This is a genomic window from Halomonas sp. XH26, assembly GCF_024138895.1.
Taxonomy (GTDB): Bacteria; Pseudomonadota; Gammaproteobacteria; order Pseudomonadales; family Halomonadaceae; genus Vreelandella; species Vreelandella alkaliphila.
In genome coordinates, this window is record NZ_CP071889.1 from 2,504,676 (window position 1) to 2,528,630 (window position 23,955).

At 50.8% G+C, this 23,955-nt stretch carries 13 protein-coding genes and 1 pseudogene; 1 reads left to right on the forward strand and 13 read right to left on the reverse strand.

The window, feature by feature from the left end; translation table 11 throughout:
* Positions 1 to 862 precede the first annotated feature (862 nt).
* From glmS to J4377_RS11625, 5 genes are all read right to left on the reverse strand, one after another.
* On the reverse strand, positions 863 to 2,710 hold the full coding sequence (gene glmS / locus J4377_RS11605; RefSeq protein WP_193068752.1) for a glutamine--fructose-6-phosphate transaminase (isomerizing): 1,848 nt from the start codon (positions 2,708 to 2,710) through the stop codon (positions 863 to 865).
* A 247-nt stretch (positions 2,711 to 2,957) separates the two neighbouring features.
* Complete coding sequence (gene cysQ, locus J4377_RS11610; RefSeq protein ID WP_193085502.1) at positions 2,958 to 3,728, reverse strand: 3'(2'),5'-bisphosphate nucleotidase CysQ; 771 nt, start codon at positions 3,726 to 3,728, stop codon at positions 2,958 to 2,960.
* 97 nt (positions 3,729 to 3,825) lie between these two features.
* Entirely contained in the window at positions 3,826 to 5,730 is a 1,905-nt protein-coding gene (gene cysN, locus J4377_RS11615; protein WP_253485616.1) for a sulfate adenylyltransferase subunit CysN, read from the reverse strand.
* On the reverse strand, positions 5,730 to 6,632 hold the full coding sequence (gene cysD / locus J4377_RS11620) for a sulfate adenylyltransferase subunit CysD (RefSeq protein WP_253485618.1): 903 nt from the start codon (positions 6,630 to 6,632) through the stop codon (positions 5,730 to 5,732). The genes cysN and cysD overlap by 1 nt, the downstream gene beginning before the upstream one ends.
* 105 nt (positions 6,633 to 6,737) lie before the next feature.
* Positions 6,738 to 7,556, reverse strand: a complete 819-nt coding sequence (locus J4377_RS11625) for a helix-turn-helix domain-containing protein (protein ID WP_253485620.1) — start codon at positions 7,554 to 7,556, stop codon at positions 6,738 to 6,740.
* Between the two features lie 141 nt (positions 7,557 to 7,697).
* On the opposite strand from J4377_RS11625, the gene J4377_RS11630 reads away from it, so the two are divergent.
* Positions 7,698 to 9,425, forward strand: coding sequence for an SLC13 family permease (locus tag J4377_RS11630; RefSeq protein ID WP_253485622.1), 1,728 nt, complete (start codon positions 7,698 to 7,700; stop codon positions 9,423 to 9,425).
* A 102-nt stretch (positions 9,426 to 9,527) separates the two neighbouring features.
* On the opposite strand, the gene J4377_RS11635 is transcribed toward J4377_RS11630, so the two are convergent.
* The 8 genes and pseudogenes from J4377_RS11635 to J4377_RS11670 form a co-directional block, all read right to left on the reverse strand.
* Positions 9,528 to 10,382 (reverse strand): UTP--glucose-1-phosphate uridylyltransferase, encoded by an 855-nt coding sequence (locus J4377_RS11635; RefSeq protein ID WP_253485625.1) that lies wholly within the window; start codon positions 10,380 to 10,382, stop codon positions 9,528 to 9,530.
* Positions 10,382 to 12,079: a glucose-6-phosphate isomerase gene (gene pgi / locus J4377_RS11640; RefSeq protein ID WP_301271680.1), complete on the reverse strand. Its 1,698-nt coding sequence runs from the start codon at positions 12,077 to 12,079 to the stop codon at positions 10,382 to 10,384. Before pgi ends, J4377_RS11635 begins: the two co-directional genes overlap by 1 nt.
* A 169-nt stretch (positions 12,080 to 12,248) precedes the next feature.
* Entirely contained in the window at positions 12,249 to 13,955 is a 1,707-nt protein-coding gene (gene pgm / locus J4377_RS11645; protein WP_301271697.1) for a phosphoglucomutase (alpha-D-glucose-1,6-bisphosphate-dependent), read from the reverse strand.
* Positions 13,938 to 14,582 (reverse strand): annotated as a pseudogene (locus J4377_RS18900) (glycosyltransferase); the annotation flags it as partial. The gene pgm and the pseudogene J4377_RS18900, both read right to left, overlap by 18 nt.
* A 354-nt stretch (positions 14,583 to 14,936) precedes the next feature.
* Positions 14,937 to 17,249 carry a glycosyltransferase family 2 protein gene (locus J4377_RS11655; protein ID WP_253485631.1) on the reverse strand — a complete coding sequence of 771 codons (2,313 nt, stop codon included), beginning with the start codon at positions 17,247 to 17,249 and terminating at the stop codon, positions 14,937 to 14,939.
* A 36-nt stretch (positions 17,250 to 17,285) separates the two neighbouring features.
* Positions 17,286 to 19,595 carry a glycosyltransferase family 2 protein gene (locus J4377_RS11660; protein WP_253485634.1) on the reverse strand — a complete coding sequence of 770 codons (2,310 nt, stop codon included), beginning with the start codon at positions 19,593 to 19,595 and terminating at the stop codon, positions 17,286 to 17,288.
* A 9-nt stretch (positions 19,596 to 19,604) separates the two neighbouring features.
* Positions 19,605 to 22,742 (reverse strand): glycosyltransferase, encoded by a 3,138-nt coding sequence (locus J4377_RS11665; RefSeq protein WP_253485636.1) that lies wholly within the window; start codon positions 22,740 to 22,742, stop codon positions 19,605 to 19,607.
* A 28-nt stretch (positions 22,743 to 22,770) separates the two neighbouring features.
* Positions 22,771 to 23,937 (reverse strand): nucleotide sugar dehydrogenase, encoded by a 1,167-nt coding sequence (locus J4377_RS11670; RefSeq protein WP_253485639.1) that lies wholly within the window; start codon positions 23,935 to 23,937, stop codon positions 22,771 to 22,773.
* Between the last annotated feature and the right edge of the window lie 18 nt (positions 23,938 to 23,955).

Consider the following 23,955-nt stretch of genomic DNA (forward strand, 5'->3'; position numbering starts at 1 on the left):
CACCGCGCTACAAAACCACTAAATCAGCCTACGGCACCTACCGTAGCGCGGCGTAACGAATCTCGCGAGGAACGAGCGATGAGGCACCCGCGTCGTAGCCACGGATGCAACGTTCCATACTCCCCCGCGGGTGCGCTAACGCTTACACCGCGCTACAAAACCCGCTAAATCAGCCTACGGCACCTACCGTAGCGAGGCGTAACGAATCTCGCGAGGAACGAGCGAATGAGGCACCCGCGTCGTAGCCACGGATGCAACGTTCCATACTCCCCCGCGGGTGCGCTAACGCTTACACCGCGCTACAAAACCCGCTAAATCAGCCTACGGCACCTACCGTAGCGCGGCGTAACGAATCTCGAGAGGGACGAGCGAATGAGGCACCCGCGGCATGGCCACGTAAGCAACGCTCCATACTCCCCCGCGGGTGCGCTAACGCTTACACCGCGCTACAAAACCCGCTAAATCAGCCTACGGCACCTACCGTAGCGCGGCGTAACGAATCTCGAGAGGGACGAGCGAATGAGGCACCCGCGTCATGGCCACGTAAGCAACGCTCCATACTCCCTCGCGGGTGCGCTGACGCTTACGCCGCGCTACAAAACCACTAAATCAGCCTACGGCACCTACCGTAGCGCGGCGTAACGAATCTCGCGAGGGACGAGCGAATGAGGCACCCGCGTCGTAGCCACGGATGCAACGTTCCATACTCCCCCGCGGGTGCGCTGACGCTTACGCCGCGCTACAAAACCACTAAATCAGCCTACGGCACCTACCGTAGCGCGGCGTAACGAATCTCGCAAGGAACGAGCGATGAGGCACCCGCGTCGTAGCCACGGATGCAACGTTCCATGAAGTGCTCGCATCACTCCACGGTGACACTTTTCGCCAAGTTACGTGGCTTGTCTACGTCGGTGCCTTTTACCAGCGCTACGTGGTACGACAATAACTGAAGTGCCACGACATGCAGCACAGGGGAAAGCAAACCGTAGTTTTCCGGCATAACCAGCACATTAATGCCCTCACTTGGCTTAACGGTACTGCCGCCATCGGCAAACACATAAAGCTGACCGCCACGGGCACTCACTTCCTGCATATTGGCTTTTAGCTTTTCTAACAACTCATCGTTAGGCGCCACTACCACCACAGGCATATCAGCATCAACTAATGCTAGCGGGCCGTGTTTCAATTCCCCAGCAGGGTAAGCTTCTGCATGAATATAAGAGATTTCTTTTAGCTTCAGCGCCCCTTCCAATGCAATTGGGAAGTGGCGGCCTCGGCCTAAGAAAAGCGCATGCTGCTTATTAGCAAAATGCTTTGACCACGCCTTGATGCTTGGCTCTAGTGCCAACACTTTTTTAACCGCGATGGGCAAGTGGCGCAGCTCATCCAGATAAGCTTTTTCATCTGCTTCATCTAGCCGATGATTCGCCTTTGCCAACAAGAGCGTAAGCAAAAATAGTGCGCTGAGCTGAGTAGTGAAAGCTTTCGTAGAGGCAACACCAATTTCCGGGCCAGCACGGGTAATAAAGCGCAACAGTGTTTCACGCACAATGGCAGACTCAGGCACATTACAAATTGCTAACGTATGAATGTGCCCCATTGATTTAGCGTGCTGTAACGCGGCGAGGGTATCAGCGGTTTCACCGGACTGAGAAATAACCACGACGAGCTGATTAGGATTCGCTACGCTTTGGCGATAACGGTATTCACTGGCAATTTCGACATTGCACGGGATACCGGCCACTTGCTCAATCCAGTACTTAGCCGTCATACCCGCATAGCTAGACGTACCACAGGCCAGGATCAATACGGAATCAACCTGCTCAAAAACACCTTGCGCTTCTGCGCCAAAAATACCCGGCTGCAACTGACCTGCGCCGCTCAGCATTTCCAGCGTATTCCCCAACGCTTGTGGCTGCTCAAATATCTCTTTTTGCATGTAGTGATTAAACTCACCTAACTCAACTGCATTCGCAGCAAGGCTAGAGGTAATCACTTCCCGCTGAGCGGGCTGACCAAGCGCATCGACTAATGTGATCGAGTCACGCGTTAGGCGCGCCACATCACCATTTTCCAGGTACATCATCTTCTGGGTGACCGACAGCAGCGCCGAGGCATCTGAAGCGGCATAGTGGCCGTCATCAGCAATACCTAACATCAGCGGCGAACCTTCACGAGCCACGACTAAGCAACCTGGTTCTTCTTCGCTTATCACCGCCAGCGCGAAAGCACCATGCAAATGCGCCACGGCACAACGCACAGCAGAAAAAAGATTTTCGGCTGGTTCGCCAATCTCGCCTTTAAAGCACGCTTGAATCAGGTGGGCAATGGTTTCAGTGTCGGTGTCTGAAGTGAACTCGTACCCTAACCCCTGAAGCTTTTCACGTAGGGTTTCATAGTTTTCAATGATGCCGTTATGCACCACCGCCAAGCCACTCGAAATATGTGGATGAGCGTTACGTTCAGCAGGAACACCGTGAGTTGCCCAACGGGTATGAGCAATGCCCACTTTCCCCTCAACTCCCTCCTCTTCAACGCGGGCTTCAAGAACTGACACTCGCCCCTTGGCGCGGGCACGCGATAGCGTACCAGAGTCACTTAGCACAGCTAACCCAGCAGAGTCATAGCCACGGTATTCAAGTACTTTCAAGCCTGAAAGCAAAAACGGGGTACATTCCATTGCGCCAATGGCGCCAACGATTCCGCACATACTCAATCCTTTAATAACGACTTATAACGACGATGGCTTTCATCGTATGTAAAGAGCCATGTGCAAAGAACTATTTGCAAAACACAACTAGCAAAGGGCCATTTGCAGAGAGCTATTTACAAAGACCCGTCATAGCGAGCATCCCGTGAACTGGCTCTTCTTTCTTAAAGGGGAGCATATTACACTCCCCCGTAGCTCAGAGTCTTTAAAACTCGGTCTTTAAAGCTCGGTCTTTAAAACATGGCCTTCACACATTTCCCCAAACAACAAAATACGGATTAAGCTTTTCGCTGGGGTTGGCGTAGCTAAGCGGTTTACCCTCTAGCGTTTCAACTCGGCCACCCGCTTGAAGCACGACCGCATGAGCGGCGCCAGTGTCCCAAAGACAGGTAGGGCCTAAACGAGGATAAGCATCGGCCTTACCTTCTGCAATTAAGCATAGTTTAAGCGAACTGCCCATGGGCAACATTTCGTGCTCACCTAGCTTTTCAAGCCACGCAGCCAAGTCCGGGCTGGGATGCGAGCGACTACCCACAACACGCCAAGTGGAAGCAGCTTCCGGCTCGCCCGCAACACGAATCTCATGGCGTTCGCCATTCGCTTCCACTTTAAATGCACCTAAACCTTCAGCGGCAACATAAGCGGTTTCAAGCGCCGGAGCGGTAACAACACCCAACACGGGCTTACCGTTTTCAATCAGCGCAATATTAACGGTGAACTCACCGTTACGCTTGATAAACTCTTTAGTCCCGTCAAGCGGGTCTACCAACCAATAGCGGCCATTGCCGTCTACCCCGGCAAAGCCTTCTGCGTCTTCTTCAGAGAGTATAGGCAACTGTAAAGAAAGCGCCTGCAAGCCGCTTACAATCACATGGTGAGCAGCTTGATCCGCTTCAGTTAATGGGCTTTTGTCTTCTTTTTCTTCCACGCTAAATTCGCGTGCATAAACCGCCATAATGGCATCGCCCGCTTCACGAGCAATACGTTCCACAGAATCCAATAACGCTTGATCAATCATTTTGTCATTTCCTTATGATTAAGCCACCAAACAACGACTGGCTGCTTGGTGGCTTATCAGTATTTACATTACGTGTTTAACCTACACTGCATGGAAATCAGCTAATTAGGCCACGCTCACGCAACGTCTTAATCACGCTATCAGCCGCTTCTTCGGCACTCATTTCTGAGGTCTTCAGATGAACATCTGGCGACTCAGGTGCTTCATACGTTGAATCAATGCCTGTGAAGTTTTTCAGCTCACCTCGACGGGCCTTTTTATAAAGACCTTTAGGATCACGAGCTTCTACTACATTTAGCGGTGCATCTACGAAAATCTCGATGAATTCACCTGCTTCCAGCAAATCTCGCGCTAGTTGACGCTCGCTGCGGAAAGGCGAAATAAACGCGGACATAACGATCAACCCAGCATCAACCATCAGCTTGGCAGTTTCCGCTACGCGACGCACGTTTTCAACCCGATCAGCATCAGTAAAGCCTAAGTCACGATTTAAACCATGACGAACGTTATCACCGTCCAGTAAGTAGGTATGCTGGCCCTGGGTAAATAGCTTTTTCTCAACCAGGTTAGCGATCGTTGATTTGCCAGCACCAGAAAGGCCTGTAAACCATAGAACTGCCGGTTTCTGGCCCTTCGCCAACGCACGTGCCTGCTTATCAATATCCACATGTTGCATATGAATATTCTGGCTACGACGAAGGGCAAAATGCAGCATACCTGCACCCACCGTATTATTCGTCATACGGTCAATCAGGATGAAGCCACCGGTATCGTGGTTATCTTGATAAGCATCAAAAGCAACCGCACGGTTGAGGCTAATCGTACAGACACCAATGCCGTTCAAATCAAGCTGTTTGCCAGCCGTGTGTTCCAGCGTATTAACGTTAACCTGATATTTAATATCGGTAACGGTCGCTGACACCATTTGGGTGCCTAGCTTCATTAAGTAAGGGCGGCCTGGCAGCAGCGGCGCCTCATGCATCCACACCAACGTTGTTTCGAACTGATCAGCCGTATGCGCAGGCTGCTCTACACCGGAGATGACATCGCCCCGAGAGATATCAATTTCATCTTCCAGCAGCAGTGTTACCGACTGTCCTGCCACCGCCTCATCCAAATCACCATCAAAGGTGTAGATGCGTGACACCGTGCTGGTTTTACCAGAAGGCTGAACACGAATCTGATCGCCAGGGCGAACAACGCCACTGGCTACCATTCCAGAAAAACCACGGAAATCCAGGTTAGGACGGTTCACCCACTGCACTGGCATCCGGAACGGAGAGCGCTGCAAATGCTCAGCATCCAACTCTACCGTTTCCAAATAGCCCATCAGCGTAGTGCCGTGATACCAGGGCATGTGGGGGCTTGGCGCAATAACGTTATCGCCTTTTAACGCCGACATAGGGATAAACGTAATGTTTTCCAAACCGAGCTGTTTGGCAAACGTACGGTACTCTTCAACGATCTGGTCGAAACGCGCTTTAGAGTAATCCACCAAGTCCATTTTATTGATGGCAACGACAACATGCCGCATGCCGATCAATGACATTAAAAAACTGTGGCGGCGCGTCTGCGTTAAAATTCCGTGGCGCGCATCAACCATTAAAATAGCTGCGTCTGCCGTGGATGCACCAGTTACCATGTTACGGGTGTACTGCTCATGCCCAGGCGTGTCAGCAACGATAAACTTGCGCTTTTCAGTGGAGAAAAAGCGATACGCCACATCGATAGTGATGCCTTGCTCACGCTCTGCTGCCAAGCCATCAACCAGCAGCGCGAAATCCATATCGCCGCCTTGAGTACCGAACTTTTTAGAGTCAGCTTCAATCGCAGCCAGCTGATCTTCAAATAGCAGCTTGGATTCAAACAGCAAGCGGCCAATCAGGGTGCTTTTGCCGTCATCAACGCTGCCACAGGTAATAAAACGCAGTAGGCCTTTATGCTCGTGGGCCTTCAGGTAGCCTTCGATGTCTTCGGCAATGAGTTCAGATGAATGCGACATTAGAAGTAACCCTCTTGCTTTTTCTTCTCCATGGAGGCAGCGCTATCGTGATCAATCACACGCCCCTGGCGCTCAGAGGTCTTAGTCAGCAGCATCTCTTGGATAATAGCTGGCAGCGTATCGGCGTCAGACTCCACCGCTCCCGTTAAGGGGTAGCAGCCAAGCGTGCGGAAACGAACTTTGCGCATCATCGGGACTTCGCCCGGCTCCAGCGGCATACGCTCATCATCTACCATGATCAACGCACCGTCACGCTCAACTACGGGGCGCTCTGCCGAGTAGTACAGCGGAACAATGGGAATATTCTGCAGATGGATATACTGCCAGATATCCAGCTCGGTCCAGTTAGAGATAGGGAACACACGAATAGACTCTTTAGGATTCTTACGCGTGTTGTACAGCTTCCACAGCTCAGGACGCTGATTTTTCGGGTCCCAACGATGCTGAGCAGAACGGAAAGAGAACACGCGCTCTTTGGCGCGAGACTTCTCTTCATCACGACGAGCACCACCAAAGGCCGCATCGAACCCGTACTTATCAAGTGCTTGCTTCAAGCCCTCGGTTTTCATCACATCGGTGTGAATCGCCGAGCCGTGCGTAAACGGATTGATGCCTTTCTCGATACCTTCCGGATTGACATGCACCAGAAGATCCATGCCGATCTCTTCGGCCATTTTATCGCGGAATTCATACATCGCGCGGAACTTCCAACGCGTGTCCACGTGCAAGAGTGGGAACGGCGGTGGCCCAGGCGCAAACGCCTTACGTGCCAAGTGCAGCATAACCGCAGAATCTTTACCGACGGAATACAGCATGACTGGATTTTCAGCCTCGGCGACCACTTCGCGCATAATCTGAATACTTTCTGCTTCCAGACGCTGCAGATGGGTGAGTGATGTCATCATCTATCCCAATGTTATATGAAAAAACCGTTCTCAAGTGGCCGCTCAGGGCGCTAACTCAAAAACCCTTAACTTCAGCAATTTACGCAACTAACATGGCCCTACTTAAAGCGCCAAATCAGCAGGTACTGGCACTAGCCAAAACGAAGGCTTTCGCTCTAACCAATCAGTCACTTCTGGGCTTGCCGAAAACAAAGCCCCATGAAATACCAGGGCAGCAGCACCGGATGAATTTAATGCACCAAATACCGCTAAGTAATCTTGCGCTTCAGGCGGCTTTTTAAAGCAACGCATTAATAACCTTCCCCTGGGGCCATGCAAATAAATCTGGTACAAAGAACCAGATGGACGAGCCACCCGCCGAACACCACCTTGCCAACGTTGGTCCGCATCTTTCAGCTTGGTAAAAACGGGAGCCACCGCGCTGCGAAACCAACGCCCTTCTTGGGAACGCTGCGTTGCTAAGTGGTTATTTGCTAGGTGGCTATTTGTTAAGTACTTAAGCTTCCAAGGCTTATGCTTCAACCCTTGCGCTTCCCACCAGTGCTCAATTGCCCGTTGAGATAGCACAACACCGTGGTGCGTAGTAAGCCATTCAGCCAAACCAGCACTGCTCCAACCTGGTGCTGGGTGCAATAAAGGGGGCAATAAACTATTTTGTGGCTCCTGATAAAGTGCCTGCCACAAAAGCGCCTGGACATCTGCCCCAAGGACGTTAGCCTGACCTTTTAAACGCCCACGAGGCTTGACGGGTACCGCCGCCCACCCGCCTTCACGAAAGGCCTTCCAAGCAGCCGAAACGGTCGGCGCGGAAAGCCCAGTTTGCTGGCAGGCTACCGCAACGGTATGGCCGTCTAAACGAAGCTTAACCGCCTGCTTACGGCGCTCATTTAGCAATTCAGGCGATAAATGTTTAATAGCCAATATTGATCACAAACCTTTGAATTAAAACAACTAACAAACTAAACATAACGCTATCGTTGGCAATTATTAGACACCATCATAAAAGCCTGCGTAAAATCCAGCAAGCACCTCACGTATTTTCTGGTTTTATAAGGACCCAACATGACCCCCTGGGCCGTTCTGTTATCTATTTTTGTATTGCTTGTAGTGTTAATTAGCGGAAAAGTTAAGCCTGCGATTGCCTTTGTTACCCTTGCTGGCCTGTTTTTGCTTTTTGGGTTTGTTGATACCAGCACGTTGCTAATGCAATACACCAACCCCGCCTTAGCTACGCTACTCTTACTACTACTGGTATCACTTGCATTAGAGCGCTCGCCACTGCTGGACTGGCTTTCCCGCCACTTACTCAAAGGCCACCCCCGCTTAGCCACGGCCCGGCTGATGGGCAGCACTGCAGTGCTTTCTGCATTTTTGAACAACACTGCGGTCGTTGCGGCTTTTTTAGGGGCTATCTCACGCCAGCAACGTATTGCACCTTCACGGCTATTAATTCCACTCTCCTACGCTTCAATTTTAGGAGGGATCACTACGCTGGTAGGCACATCCACTAACCTAGTAGTAAACTCATTTAATCTTAGCGCCAGCGGTAGTGAGCTAGGCATGTTTCAATTCAGCTTAGTGGGCGTGCCTGTCGCATTAATTACGCTATGCATACTGCTATGGCGGGCGAATGCCTTACCTCACCATCGCCTGGAAGACACCGACGAAAAACTCTCCTACTTTCTTGCTGCAGATGTAGAAGCCGACTCACCGATGATTGGCAAGAGTATTGAAGAAAATGGCTTAAGAAGCCTAAACGGGCTGTATCTACTAGAAATTGAACGCCAAGGCCGCCTAATCAGCCCAGTTGCGCCAGATGAGCGCCTTCAAGCGGCCGATACGCTAGTGTTTACCGGAGAAGTAAGCAAAGTTCAGGCGCTACAGCGCTTTCCTGGGCTCAATCTATTTGGCCATCAAGCCGATAACCTACTCGCCACCAATTTGGTAGAAGTGGTTATTTCCCACGAATCAGAGCTTTCCAGTAAAACACTACAGGACGTCGATTTTAGAAGTATGTTTAGCGCAGGGGTTGTCGGCATACGCCGTGGCGGGAAACGCTTAGAGGGACAACTCGGTAAAATCCCCCTGCGGGTGGGCGACTGCTTGCTCCTGGCTGTAAGTGCCGACTTCCGTCAACACCGCAATATAGACCGCAACTTCCATCTGCTCAGCGGCAGTTTCACTCGCCCGCAGCTCACGCGAAAAGAGAGCGCTATTACTCTGGGCGGGTTTGCAACGGTTATCGTACTGGCGACAGCCAACTTGTTGCCGCTGTTTCATGGCTTGCTACTGTTGCTTGGCGGCCTATTGCTATTAAAAGTAATTAGCTTGGCAGAATTACGCCGCCGCTTTCCGTTTGAACTTTGGCTGATCATTGGTTCTGCACTGGGGATAGCACAAGCGTTAGAAAACTCAGGAGCCGCCTCTGTTCTAGCAGGGGGAATGCAGTGGATGTTTAGCGGTTACGGCGTTTACGCTGCTTTTATTGGCTGCTATCTATTAACACTCTTGCTAACCGAAACCGTCACCAATAACGCAGCTGCCGCACTGGCTTTTCCTATTGCCTGGAGCACCGCCCAAGCCTTTGGTGTCGACCCTTTGCCATTTGTGATGGCAGTTGCCTATGGTGCCAGCGCCTGCTTTTTAATTCCCTTTGGCTATCAGACCCACTTGATGGTGTATTCACCGGGGCGCTACAAGATTACTGATTTCTTCAAGATTGGTTTACCCGTCAGCATCACTTACTCAGCCGCAGTCTTAGTGATTACCCCGATGGTGTTTCCTTTTTAAGAAAATCGCTTACGAGAACCGTCTAAAAGAGCCTTAAACAAAATAAAGCCGCTGCAGAGTGAACTGAGCGGCTTCTTTTCGCAATATGATTTGCCGTTGACCTTATACGTCGTAACCCGCTTCGCGGGCGAGCGTCGTGTTGGCTTTCAACCAACCTTCAATGTGCCCACAGTCAAAGGTGCGGCCGTGCATACGGAACGCCTGTACGGCTTTACCTTCCTGCATCAAGCGATCAATGGCATCCGTCAGTTGGATTTCATTACCCGCACCAGGCGGCTGATCGCGCAGCAGTTCCATGATGCGATATGGCAGCACGTAGCGGCCAATGACCGAAAGGCGTGAAGGCGCTTCTTCAGGTGTCGGCTTCTCTACAACACCTCGCATATTGGCGCTCTCACCGGCAGCAGGCTCGTCACAATCAACAATGCCGTAACGGTAAACATCTTCCTGGGGCACCGCTTCCACCATGATTTGCGAAGCATTATTTGCGTTCCAACGCTCTACCATGCTCCCCAGATCACAAGCCGTACTGCCAACTTGTGGCTTCACCAGTACATCCGGAAGAATAACCGCAAACGGCTCATCTTTGTCCAATAGGTGCGCAGCACAAAAAATCGCATGGCCCAAACCTTTGGCGTTAGGCTGACGAACGCTAGTCACCTTGAGTTTTTTGGGGGAAATCGCCGACAGCGTCTCTAACAACGCATCTTTGCCCTTGCTGGCCAGCGAATGCTCAAGTTCAAAGTGGGCATCAAAATGGTCTTCAATGGCTGATTTTCCCGCCCGAGTCACCAGAATGATTTCATTGATACCCGCCGCCAGCGCTTCTTCCACCACGTGTTGAATGAGCGGACGATCCACAACGGGTACCATTTCCTTGGGAATCGCCTTGCTGATGGGCAGCAGGCGTGTGCCAAAACCGGCTACCGGAATAATCGCTTTGCGCACTTGAGTCATTAACTACTTCCTTTATCGTTTCGTTGCTTACGCCACTCATTCACTTTGTGTAGCAACTGAGTAGTACTAGGGTCTTCTACATTTTGATGCTCAACCGGCTCATCTGCCAGCGTTTGGTAAAGGCTTGTTGCTAACTGCTTGCCAAGCTCCACCCCAGGTTGATCAAAGGGGTTTAAATTCCACAAAACCGATTGGACGAAGACCTTGTGTTCATAAAGCGCTAACAAAGCCCCCATCGACCACGCATCCAGCGTCTTTAACAGTACAACAGAATTGGGCTGATTACCGCGATACCCCTGCGCCATTAAACCACGCAGCGCTTGAGGGATCGCATCATCGCCTAACGCAAACAGCTGCGATTGAGCCAAACAGTGAGCTAAAGTTAATTGCTCTTGAGCTTCAAGTGCACGGGTTACTTTTTCACAGGCGACCACTGGGCGCTGCGCAACCGCCACAAAATCAGCACTAACCGTATGACTGCCTTGATGTAAAAGTTGATAAAACGCATGTTGACCGTTAGGCCCCACATCACCCCATAAAATGGGGCACGTAGCATGGGAAACAGAACGCCCATCCAAGCCAACACTCTTACCGTTAGACTCCATTTCTAACTGTTGCAAATACGCGGCTAAGCTCTTTAAACGACCATCGTATGGCAACACAGCATGAGTGGGAATATTCAAAAATTGCGAGTTCCACGCCCCTACCAAAGCCATTAGTGTGGGTAGATTTGAGGCAAAAGGAGTTTCTAGAAAATGCTTATCCATTGCATGAGCACCTTCCAACAGTTCATCGAAGCACTCCACTCCCAGTTGCATCGCCACACTTATTCCAATAGGCGACCACAGCGAAAAGCGCCCACCGATCCACTCCTTGAACACCAGCTGCTGCGCTTCAGGAATGCCAAAATCCGTCATCTTTTCAGGCTTAGATGACACACCAATCAACTGATAACGGCAAACGGTCGCTTCATCGACCTCTAGTGCGTGGCTTAACCACGCAAGTGCCGTACGTACGTTAAACTGAGTATCTGCGGTAGTGAAGGATTTGGAGGCCAGCACCAGCAGCGTAGTTGCCGGGTTTAAGTTCTCCATTAAGGGCAGCAGCTGGGCGCCATCCATGGTAGAAACATAATGCACGTCTACTTTAATGCTGCTGGGGCGATCAGCTAGGGCTTCGCTGATCAGTTTCGGTCCCAAGTCAGAACCACCCACACCGATATGCACAATATCAGTGATCGCTTGTCCGGTAGCGCCATACCACTCACCACGATGAACGCGATTAACCATCTCCGACATACGCTCACGCTGGTACTGACAAAAAGCCGCTGCGCTTTCCATACCTCTTGGTGGTACTTCGTTAGCTGGCCACCTTGCAGCTACATGAAGTGCCGCCCGCTTCTCAGAAGGATTAACCTCAGCACCAGCAAATAGCGCCTGCCGTTTAGCAGCAAGCCCGCAGCTTTCTGCCCATGCCGTTAAAAGCCCAATGGTTTCAGTCGTTAAACGCTGTTTACTGAAATCAACATGCAGGCTACCGAAGGTGAATACTAATGAAAGAGCACGCTGTTGAGCACAGGCAGAATCATTACCTAAAAGATCACTTAAAGACTGAGCATGAAGATGTTCTGCATGCATATACAATTCATTAATAGGGGTATATACACGCGGATTAACTATTGAAAGCGATGCGTTCATCGTATCTTCCTTGATTCATTTAGAGTTGAACTGACAAAGATAAGAAACAACAATCAGATCAGCCTCTCTATACATTCGACGCGCAAGTTTACAATAAGGCGCTAAAAATTGTTAAATCTAACTAGCAAAATGCATCGCTCTGACCAAAACGAGCCAATTGCAGCCACAATTAACCTTTCAGCACAACCGATAGCAGCGTGGTGGCACTATCAATTAATTCATCTAAATGCTGCGGGCCTTTAAAGCTTTCAGCGTATACTTTATAGAGCGATTCAGTGCCACTGGGGCGGGCGGCAAACCAGCCATTGTCAGTCGTTACCTTCAAACCTCCAATAGCCGCGCCGTTGCCGGGGGCATTAACCAACACCGCGGTGATCGGGTCACCAGCTAACGTGGTTTCCGTAACACTTTCAGCAGTAAGTTTCTTAAAAGCTGCTTTTTCTTCAGCTGTACAGGCAGTATCAACGCGCTTGTAGAACGGCTCACCGAAGCGTTCGGTTAATGAGCGGTAGTACTCACTGGGCGTTTTCCCTATGACCGCAGTAATTTCAGCCGCTAACAAGCAAAGCACAATGCCGTCTTTATCGGTAGACCAAGCCTTCCCATTGCGTGTTAACAAGCTCGCACCAGCACTCTCTTCACCACCGAAGGCGAGCCAACCATCGTGCAGCCCTTCAACAAACCACTTAAAGCCAACCGGCACTTCATAAAGCTCACGCTGATGGGAAGCCACAACCCTATCAATCATTGAAGAAGACACCAGCGTCTTACCGATGTTGAGCGTTTCTGCCCACTCAGGACGATGGCCAATCAAATAATCCACGCACACCGCTAAAAAGTGGTTCGGATTCATTAAGCCATTGGCGTCCACAATGCCGTGGCGATCAGCGTCAGGGTCGTTGCCAAAAGCGAGATCAAAGCGGTCTTTAATCTTTAATAGGTTAGCCATGGCATCAGGGCTAGAGCAATCCATACGAATCTTACCGTCATGATCCAACGGCATAAAATCGAAACTGGCATCTGTTGACGTATTGACCACTTCAAGATTCAAGCCATAGTGCTCAGCCACTGCCTGCCATACTGGCAGCGCTGCCCCCCCCATGGGGTCGACTCCAAGAGTGAGGTTAGCGTTTTGGATAGCGGCCATGTCCACCACGTCGCCCAACTGAGCTACATAGTGGGCGGTGAAATCATACTCTTGCGCATGTGCCAGCGCCTGCTCTAATGGCACCAGTGAAATATCACATAACTGACGTAGCAAATAGGCATTGGCACGCAGCTCAATCCATTTCGTTGCTTCAGTATCCGCTGGCCCGCCATGCGACGGGTTGTACTTAATACCGCCATCTTCAGGTGGATTATGAGAAGGGGTAATAATCAAGCCATCAGCCAGCGCAGTGTCTGGTGCTGCCTGATGGTTGAGTTGGTTATGCTGCAAAATTGCACGACTGACCAGTGGTGTGGCCGTAATACCACTATCTTTTTCAATTAACACGGGCACCTTATTGGCGGCCAGCACCCGCAACGCACACTCCCATGCGGGTTTTGAAAGTGCATGGGTATCGTAGCCAACGAACATCGGGCCTTGGTAGCCAGCCTCCGAGCGGTAATCCACCACCGCTTGAGTGATTGCAAAAATGTGCTCAGCGTTAAAGGTGCGATCTGTGGCACGCCCTCGGTGACCTGAGGTTCCAAATGCCACACGCTCTTTTGTGATATTGGCATCTGGGGTTTCATCAAAAAACGCCTTAACGATGGCATCCATTCTACTTGCTCCCTCATTTACATTTGATTGGTCCGCGCGCGCCTGCCAAAACCTTATTGCACGCTGCGGATTACCGATTTTACTGGCGTCTTTCGCGGCTTGCTTCGCCATTTTAGCCGTCGCCATTGGATTATTAAGTAGCTGCTCGATGGCAGCCTGCCATGCCTTCGGTGAATCTTCTACCAACAGTCCATTAACTCCATCGCTCACCACGTCGGTATAAGGAGAGCGGTTAGAATAGACACCTACTCCGCCCATCGCAGCAATATCGAGAAACTTAATAAACGACTTGCCCTGATTAAAGGGTGTGTTTAATAACGGCGCTAGACCAATGTGCAGCTGACACTTAGCCTGATAACTGCGAAAAGCGTGCCAAGGTAGCGGGTCTGGTGCCAAAACATTAGGTAATTCTACCAAGGCCTTTGGCGTATGCTTACCCAGCATCAGCTCAAGCTGTGTATCGTCGCGAGTTTGCTGAATAGCCTGCAACGCAGGAGCAATGTGCATTAAGTCATTCAGGTGCGCTCGAGTACCGTGGAAACCGATCCGCCACGGTGCTGAGGATGAAGGAGATGACTCAAAGTGAGTCTTTATTGGCAGCGTAGCGATAAGAGGCGGCGTTAAGACTGAGACGCAGCGGTGAAGAGGACGAAAACGCTCAGCCAAAACAGCGCTGCAAGCAATTACTTCATTGCTTAATGCCACTAAGCGGGGTTGCAGCTTAGCGATACGCGCCATACGCTTTCGATAAGCTGGTGGTAACGCGGGATCATTGGCGGCCGCCCCAATATCATCATCAATTAGATAACCGATATAGCCAAATGCTTGGCGATGCCGTTCTAGCCAGCGCAGCCAGCTCAACGGCAGCGAGCGGCATAGCAACACATTTGCACCAGCATACTGGTGTAAAAAAGAGCGGCCATGACGCCAAGCTGCACCAAAAGAGCGCGAAGCAACAGTGCGCTCAATCGCTGACCCCTGGCTTCGCAGCGCTGGAGCAGCAGATTCGAGAAAATAGATATCTTCAGTCGGTAGGCCACCATCGCTAAGGACAACCCAACGCGCGGGGTAACTCCTCCTCACTCTACCCCCTCACTTGAGCGAAAAATCTTCATGCACAAGCGTTAAATTGGGATTGTAAGCGGGGTCGCTGTCTAGGTGCTTTCCCCAGGTACGGCGCATATAAGCAACTTCACTCAGCCAGCGGGCGCGTTTAGTAGGTGTATCATCGGCACCGCGAGAGATAGACTCATGGTGGTAAAGTTCAGCAAACGGAGACCACAAGTTACGGTAACCTGCTTGTCTAACCTTTAAGCACAAATCAACATCGTTATAGGCAACGCTTAATTTCTTTTCGTTTAAGCCGCCCACGTTATTGAACACATTCTTGCGCAGCAGCAAGCAAGCAGCGGTCACCGCGGATAAGTTCTGAACCAACTTCAAACGGCCAGCGTAACCATCACTTTCACGTGGGAAGAAGCGATGCGCATGGCCTGCTACGTCTCCCAAACCAAGTATTACCCCACCATGCTGTAGCATACCGTTTGGGTAATAGAGTTTGGCCCCGACACAGCCAATTTCAGAGCGGCAGGCCTGGCTTACCATCTCGGTTAACCAATGCTCATTGACCGGTTCCACATCATTATTAATCAAACCAATGATGCTGCCATGGGAATGCGCCGCGCCAAAATTATTGATCGCTGAGTAGTTAAACGGATGATCCCAACGCAATACCCGAACACGCGGATCGCGCGCTGCCACAGCATCCATGTACGCAATGGTTTCCGGGCAGTCACTCTGGTTGTCCAGAATCAGCAGCTCAAAATGAGAGTAGGCGGTGCGCTCTAAAATGGCATCCACACATGGCCGCAAAATATCAACGCCATTACGAGTAGGTACCAACAAGCTCACTAGCGGTGCAGGGTTAGGAATTGGCCACTCAATTCGCACTGAACTTTCCAACAAACCCGGGTGTACTACCGCTTTTGCGCTAGCCACTTGCTGCTTCAGTACGCTGCTGACCAACGAAATAGCATCCTGTTGGTGAAGCGGATGAGGAAAATCTTCACTACGGTGATACAACATGGCTGGCAAATGACACACCGACTTTTCGTTACCGTGAGTCACTTTCCACATCATAAAGGTGAGTGCCAGCGCGTAATCAACCGCGGCTCGGCTGGTCAAATGAGACAGCAGATCCGTCTGCTCAGACTCCAATTGCCACAGCAATCGCCGTTTATAGAGCGCCACACGACCAATGTAGTTGGTCGAAAGCAACAAATCCGGATTCCAGCCCGGTTTGAAGTTTGGCTTGCAACGCTTACCATCTGCTCCCAGTACATCTTCATCACTATAAAACAACTGTGCTTCAGGATGATCATTCCAGGCTCTTGCCAGTTGGCACAACGCTTCCTTCGCTAACTGGTCGCCCCAGCTAATCCGCATGACCCCATCGCCCTGGGTTTGAATGAACCCTTGATGGTCTAACTTTGCCAAGGTGCGATGATAACTATGGATCAAGTTGATACGGCTAGTGGTGGGAATATAACGCTCTAACGCTTTTCGCTGCGCATCGGTGATCTCAGCGGAAAGCACAATAAAGACTTCCCAAAAAAAGTAACTTTGTGCTTTTAAAGAGTTAATGGTGGCAATGAAAGGCGCTTCACCCTGCTCTAAATCACTCAGCGTAACCGGCATGATAATTGAGAATAGCGGCGCGGTTTTCAGGCCCGCAATAATCGATTGAGGATCTTCAACAGCCTCTTTCTCGGTGGTACTTACCCAACGCGCATAATCTTCAGACACATGCTGCTTTGCGTGGGTTTGGTTATATTCCGCCAAGGCAATTCGACGCCAATTGCGCCCTTGGGCAACGGATTCAATGTGAAAGTGCCGCACAACGTCGCGCGTTTTCATGCCTTTATAACTGGCGTGGTTATTGATCAAACGTCGCGCCAAGCGGCTTCGGGCGAACCAGGGGGTTAGCCACACCCACTCTGCCGTTAAGTTTGCCAACGCTGCTTCACTGGCGAGAAACGAAAACGCAATTTTTTTCACCCCAAGCGGCACCCAAAGAATTCGCTTAGTGGTTTTACCGGGGCGCAGCGAAACGGATGTTTCGATAATGCCTTTACGGGTATAGAAAAGAATCGTGGCTGCGCCATGAGCATCTGCCCCTAACCCATCCAGTTCTAGCATATTCCAGCCGGGAAGAGGCTTTTCTCCTTCACTAACACAGTAGGTACTTGCCTTTACTGGCGTATTTACATTTGCTGCTGCTTCACTTTTAAAGGCAGGTGCAGCGGCCACACGAATACTGGGATTACGCCGCCAGAAAGAGGGAACAGCACTGTGCCTCCCAATAGCAGCCATCATTTCTTTTAAACTGACAATATGTTGCCTCATCGCCATCCTTAACCCATTCCGTTACCAAGGCAACACTTACACAAGATGGCTACTGGCAATCTGTTCCCAGCGCAGCAACCCCAAGGTTTGAAGGTAATCATTTGATGCGATGATACGCTTTTCATGGACACCTTCAAACGCCTTCTCATCCAGCTGTGCACACTTTTGGTGAATCACCTCATCCAGATTATGGGTAACCGTTGGTATCTGCACCACAAAACGGGCATTGGTCTGAGTTGCTAAATACGCTGGGGTAACCGCTTTTACCAGGTCCGGATCCACATTGCCCGCGCTATGCACAAACACAATGCGCTGAAACACACGGCATAAATAGTTAAACATCGAGTAACTAGAGGAAGAACCAAAAATCAAACACGTGCCTGTCATCAAGGCCTCTGGATACTCAATCACCAGTAATCGGCCAAAGTTGGGCAAGCCGTTATCATAGGTTTTATAGCGAGAATGACTAAAGGAAACCAGCACATCAACGCTAGATTTCTGCTTAGGGGTTAGCTTATTACCGAGATCACCGCCCATCGCTCTATTCTTATAGCGATCTTTTTTAAACAGCGCCATGCAGGCTTTCTTTTCGACACCCAGCTTCACCGCTAGCGCGATCGTTGCGGCCAACGCCCCCTGATGGGTCCAATGGGTATCAGTAGGAATAAACGCCCCATCACCCAGGGCTTTCAGTTCTTTGACAGGATAAACCACTCCAGCAGAAGCAATTAAGCTAAGCACCTGATGCATAGGACCAGAAGTGCCCTCTTTCCGAGGGTGATAACTCGCCCCCATCACGCTCTCTTTAGAAGGTGCCACCAATAACGCCCAAGGAAGTTCATCAGCAACATTTTCAAGCTGATGAAGATAATCATCCCACCCTTCTAAACCTGACTGGGTGAGGCGCATGCGCCCCATAAACTGGTCAACGCTACCGTTAGTGTCGTTATCCAAAAACAGCCAGCCCTGCTTGCCTTCCAGTACCTTGAGCTGCTGAGCGGTTTCTACGTCGCGTGTATCTACGCTAACTTCTTGAAGAAGCCAACGCGCTTCCTCAAGTGCCAGCCATAAACGAAAGCTGCCAAGCTTAGGGGGCACCGTAAAACGAAAACCACACACGCGCTGGGGGTGATCTTCCGCCGACACGGAAAAAATATTCTTAATAACATCCGGTCGATCAATTTCCAGAGGATGGCATAGCTCAAACGCAGGCTGCCATTCAGCTATAATGCGCACTTGAGCGTGCATTTCCACCAAGTCTTCGGGCAGTAACAACCAACCTTGCACTACCCGACCAGAAGGCTGAAAGCGCGAGCCACGTTGTTCTGAAGGATAATCCAGTGCCCAACGCTCAATAGGAGGATGCTCACTTGCGGTAGTGGAAGACCACTCTTTTAGGCGACGTCTCAGCCAGCGGGTTAACTCTGAGCCAGAAGAGGGCTCAGCAAGAGGTGTTTTACTAGCCTGCTCGTTGGTCTCCGAGCCGCTAATGGCTTGCTTTTTATCAGCAAGTTGCTGCAACCATTTCATTTGTTTTTTGACCTTAGGCGCGAGTTCAACGGCCAAATGACACGCAGCATCGTTGCGGTCATGGCGCATAAAATAATCGCGCTGCTTTTGATAATTAGGCGTAGCCGCACTGCCCCGCTTAGCTTTACCTAGTACAAATTCTTCAACCGACTTTACTAAATAGTGATTAATACGCGCCCCTTCCCAGGTAACGTTTTCACTTAACCCGAACCGTTGCTTGCCGTGCTTATCTTTACGCGGCAACAAGGGCTGGCCCACACTATTCACGTAATGACCGCGCTTTAAACGTGCATAGTGAGGGTTATCAAAGCGCTTAACATAGCGTGGACGAACCACACTTTTAAAATGATGATTGGGGCCGAATTCCTGATTAGCGCGCTGAGTAAAGCGCTCAATAACTAACCCATCCTCGCGGAATTTTGCGCCATTGGAACCAAAGCAGGCCCAATTCAACCCTAGCGCACCAACGTCAGGCGAAATAAAGCGCTCTTCTAACCACGCTAATAGTGTTTGCCCTTCAAGCGTTGGCAATAAATACTCATCAGCGTCAATAAAAGCAACTAAATCAATTTCCTTAGGGCATTTTTCTAAAAGCATTTGATAAGCTGGCAACTGGGGAGGCATCTCTCCTGTTGGCACTGAAATCAGCGTTACCAAGCCCTGCTCAGCCAGCATCGACAAGAATTCGTTAGTGCCATCGGTACTGTCGTTATCAGCCATTAAAAAATGGCTGACCCCCACCGTAAGATGGAACGCCAGCCACTCAACCAAGCTGTCTAATTCATTTTTAACAATGGCAGCAATCGCAAGCTTCAAATAAAACCCCTAGTCGTTCGATACCAAATCAGAAAATTCATCACACTGAGTGAGTGCGTAGGCGTTAGCCATGGCCTTGCGTAGCTCAGCGGTGCTAAAGCACACTTGCGCACGATGTCGAGCAGATTGCCCTAACCGCCTGCACTGAGCAGGATCATTCGCCAACATCGCCACTTGCTGGGCAGCCATCAATGAGTCGCCAAAGGGAACCAATATACCAGTAGTCGCATCGCCATTTTCAGCAGCAACGACAAGTTCACCCAATGCGCCCCAATCATACGCCACCACAGGCCTAGCCGCGGCCATCGCTTCTAACACGGTACGCCCAAAAGACTCCTGGAAACGGGATAGGTTCACCACGATATCCAGCTGAGCCAGGGCTGCCTCAGGATTTTCCACATAGCCAGCAAAACGTATATTAGTAGGCGCTTTACCTTGAGTTTGACGACGCAGCAGGTCATCAATAGCGGGCGTTTGCGCACCAAATAGCACTACTTCAACGCATGAGGCCAAGGTGGATAGATGACTAGCCATTGCTTCTACATCTTTCAAACCTTTTTTAGCCACATTGCTACTCAACATACCCACGCGAACACCGCTTTTCTGAGTAAAGTCGACTTCTGGCAAAGTAAGCAACGGCAGCATATCAATGGTGTTAGGGACAATCGCAAGGCGCGCAGACGAACCAGGCAATGCAAACGCTTCAGCCACACACTGAGAGTTTGCGATGACGACATCGGCAAGCTGATGCACGTGGTTCACAAGCTCATTCGGCGTCGCCCCGAGCAATGCACATAAGCTCTCATCGAAGGCAGGCAGTTCTCTCACATGCACAAGGGAAGGAATACCTGCACGCTTTGCCGCAAGGTATGGCTCATGCAGCACCGCCGTATTGCCATGCAGTGCCTTAACGTTATAGCGAGATAGTAGCGCTTCAAACTGGGCTACCGTTGTCTGGTCGGCTTGTTTGCCTACCTGCCACCAACCATAGGGCATTACGACCAGTGCACGACAACGTGTTAGCAGCGCCTGTTCGTAGGCCACGTTGCTGGCTTCCGGGAGTGTTACCACTACGTTCCAACGCAGTTCGCCCATCGCGTCTAGCACATCTAGCAGGCTGCGTTCCGCGCCAAACAGCGTACTGCCCGCCTGATGAGCACAAAGCATTACGGTAGGCCGGTTTGCAAAAGTCCGCTTACCCTGCCATTCGGGCAGTGGCTGATAACCCTTTGCCTGCCCCACACTTAGAAAATGAGCCAGCGGATTAAGGTTAGTTTCTGCAACCTCCGGATAACGGCGCATATAACCAGAGGTCGAAAAACCTGGGCCAGGATCACGCCCCTCGCCTGCACCACTTTCCATGTAGTGGCTTAACGGCTCTACCGGCGTCTGTTGCAAATCGATATAGCGGGTAAGGTACCAGCCCGCATCTAACAAGCCAGACTCACTCACCAGCTCAAACTCACTTGGTGGGGGATTCGGAGGAGCCGTCTCTCGAAGCATGCCTGCCGGAGCGGTAAACAATCGCTCCGTAGGCGCGATAGGCATATTCAGCTCCTGTCTCAACCCCTGTCTCAACCCCTGTCTCAACCCCTGTCTCAACCCCTGTTTCAACTCCTGTGCCGACTGATGCCAGCGCCCTGCCGCTTGCATATAGCGGAAACGGTCGCCGGTGAATTGGCTCACCAAATGAGACGAGGCATGCTGGCTTAACGAACCACCATCGGCGAGCCCAAAGGAAAGCGGTATGCCTGGCAGCACGTCACTAACGCTGCCTGCACCGAAGGCGGCTTCTACCCGCCAGCGCCATTCAGTATCCGCATTGACCTTTACCCCATCCCAATAGCCCAGGGCTTCAAACACCTCACGACGGAACATCAGCGACGACATGTTTGGATACACCCAGCCGTACTCATCCAACCGCCAGCGGTGGAACATAAGCTCAGGAGTCACCCGCACCCAGTGAGACAAACAGGCTTTTATGGTCGGTTGTTCCATTAACGCCCGGCATTGCAGCGAAAGCTTTTGGGGATGCGACCAGTCATCGCTATCGTGGGTGGTAATAAATGGAGCAGTGGCCGCCGCCATACCCGTATTACGGGCAGCGTAAGCCCCTTGATTATGGGAGTGACGCAGCAACACCAGTTCTATATTTGGCGGCAAACTGTTCTGAAGCTGTTCGACCTTAGCAACGCTACTATCGGGGCTAGCATCGTCCACCACGATAATTTCCAAGCGCACGTCGCGTTGGCAAAACAAGCTAGTTAGCGCCATTGTAATCGTACGTTCCGCGTTATACAGCGGAATAATGACGCTCACGTGAGGAGTGAAGGGTGAAGGGTGAGGAGCAGCTCCACTACCGCTTGATAAGCCTCCACCGAAGTCAGTATCGGAATAATCAGGCGCGAGATTATACAAATGCAGCGGCTGTTCGGGGTCAGCTAAGGTAATTGGCTGCAATCCCTGGGCCTGAAAATAGCGATTAATTACCGCCAACCGCTCCAGATCTGTGTCTGGGGTTAACCGTTCTTTCGATAAACTGAACGCATTCGCCTTGGCTAACGCGGTATCAGCATGGCCTGGATAATGCGCTTCTAAAAACACGAGCGCCTGAGCTAACGCGCTTTTACACTGAGAAGAATCGTCAGACTGCTGGCAGCAAGCGTCTACCACCAGCAATGCTGGGCCAGCAAAGCCAAAATTCGGAAGTTTCCCTTCCGGCAGCAGAACCTCTAACACCGCTGACCAGTTCGCCTGCCAGGCGTACCACCGAGCAAGCTCCCAACGAGCGGTTAAGCGCTCAAGTGGCGTTGCATTATTAGCAGTAAGTAAGCGTTGCAAGCGTGGCAACACAACAGCTTCAGCCCCACGCCACAACGCGTGCCCCCAGCCAATGGCTTGATTGCGACATGGTAAGCGCCCTTCTGCCTTACCATGGTGCTGGTAATGCTGCCAAGGGTCGATACCGGCCTTGGCCACATCTGGATACGCAGCCAGGTACCACTGGGCATCAAAGACATCGTTATCAAGGAGCTCATTATTAAGCCCTTGGTTAAGCCCTCCCTTAGAAGCACTTTTAAGGGGGGCACTGGCAAGTGATTTACCGGTATGTGCCTTACGTAACCACTTAGCTAAAAAAGAGAGCATGGCAACCTATTATCAAAACACACTAAGCTTAATCGCTGCCGAACAGGTCACGGGTATATACTTTATCCGCTACATCCTGCAGCTCATCCACCATGCGGTTCGCCAAAATCACATCGGCTTTTTGTTTAAACACATCTAAATCGCGCATTACTTTCGAGTGGAAAAATTCTTCTGCTTCCAATGCTGGTTCAAACACAACCACTTCAATGCCTTTGGCTTTCAAGCGTTTCATCACGCCTTGCATAGCGCTGGCACGGAAGTTATCAGAGCCGGTTTTCATAATCAGCCGATACACGCCTACCACTTCTGGGTTTCGGCGCATAACGGATTTTGCAATAAAATCTTTACGAGTACGATTTGCCTCAACGATGGCCTGAATCATATTGCTAGGCACGTCTTGATAATTGGCCAGCAACTGCTTGGTATCTTTCGGCAAACAGTAGCCACCGTAACCAAAGCTAGGGTTGTTGTAGTGTTTGCCAATACGTGGGTCTAGGCCAACGCCTTCAATTATCTGCTTGGCATCTAGGCCATGAGATTCTGCGTAGGTATCCAGCTCATTAAAGTACGCCACTCGCATCGCCAAATAGGTATTGGCAAACAATTTAATCGCTTCAGCTTCAGTACTGTTGGTAAGCAGCACATTAATATCTTGCTTAATAGCTCCTTGCTTAAGCAGCTCGGCAAAGGTAGCGGCACGCTCGGAACGCTCACCGACAATAATTCGTGAAGGGTAGAGGTTATCGTGCAAGGCCTTGCCTTCACGCAGAAACTCTGGCGAAAACAGTAAATTTTGGGTATTAAGACGCTCAGCAGTTTCGGTGGTATAACCTACTGGCACTGTCGATTTAATCACCATCACCGCATCGGGATTAATACGCATTACCTGAGCAATCACCGCTTCAACGCTTTTGGTATTGAAGTAGTTAGTTTCAGGGTCGTAATCCGTCGGGGTGGCGATAATGACAAATTCCGCCCCTTGGTAAGCGGCCTCGGCATCCAGGGTTGCCGTAAAGTGCAGGTCTTCACGAGCTAAAAATGCTGAAATTTCAGCATCTTCAATCGGAGAAACACGGTTATTCAGCATCTCAACCTTTTCAGGCACGATATCAACGGCGACCACTTCGTGGTGCTGTGCCAGCAACATCGCGTTTGAAAGGCCCACATAGCCCGTGCCAGCAACTGCAATTTTCATCCTAGTATCCTCACCTAA

What these genes read in the sequence shown, in the direction of transcription:
- glmS (WP_193068752.1), bottom strand. Translation starts at nt 2,710, where the DNA reads ATGTGCGGAATCGTTGGCGCCATTGGCGCAATGGAATGTACCCCGTTT.
- cysD (WP_253485618.1), bottom strand. Translation starts at nt 6,632, where the DNA reads ATGACATCACTCACCCATCTGCAGCGTCTGGAAGCAGAAAGTATTCAG.
- pgi (WP_301271680.1), bottom strand. Translation starts at nt 12,079, where the DNA reads ATGAACGCATCGCTTTCAATAGTTAATCCGCGTGTATATACCCCTATT.
- J4377_RS11630 (WP_253485622.1), top strand. Translation starts at nt 7,698, where the DNA reads ATGACCCCCTGGGCCGTTCTGTTATCTATTTTTGTATTGCTTGTAGTG.
- pgm (WP_301271697.1), bottom strand. Translation starts at nt 13,955, where the DNA reads ATGGCGAAGCAAGCCGCGAAAGACGCCAGTAAAATCGGTAATCCGCAG.
- J4377_RS11665 (WP_253485636.1), bottom strand. Translation starts at nt 22,742, where the DNA reads ATGCTCTCTTTTTTAGCTAAGTGGTTACGTAAGGCACATACCGGTAAA.
- J4377_RS11670 (WP_253485639.1), bottom strand. Translation starts at nt 23,937, where the DNA reads ATGAAAATTGCAGTTGCTGGCACGGGCTATGTGGGCCTTTCAAACGCG.
- J4377_RS11655 (WP_253485631.1), bottom strand. Translation starts at nt 17,249, where the DNA reads ATGAGGCAACATATTGTCAGTTTAAAAGAAATGATGGCTGCTATTGGG.
- cysN (WP_253485616.1), bottom strand. Translation starts at nt 5,730, where the DNA reads ATGTCGCATTCATCTGAACTCATTGCCGAAGACATCGAAGGCTACCTG.
- cysQ (WP_193085502.1), bottom strand. Translation starts at nt 3,728, where the DNA reads ATGATTGATCAAGCGTTATTGGATTCTGTGGAACGTATTGCTCGTGAA.
- J4377_RS11635 (WP_253485625.1), bottom strand. Translation starts at nt 10,382, where the DNA reads ATGACTCAAGTGCGCAAAGCGATTATTCCGGTAGCCGGTTTTGGCACA.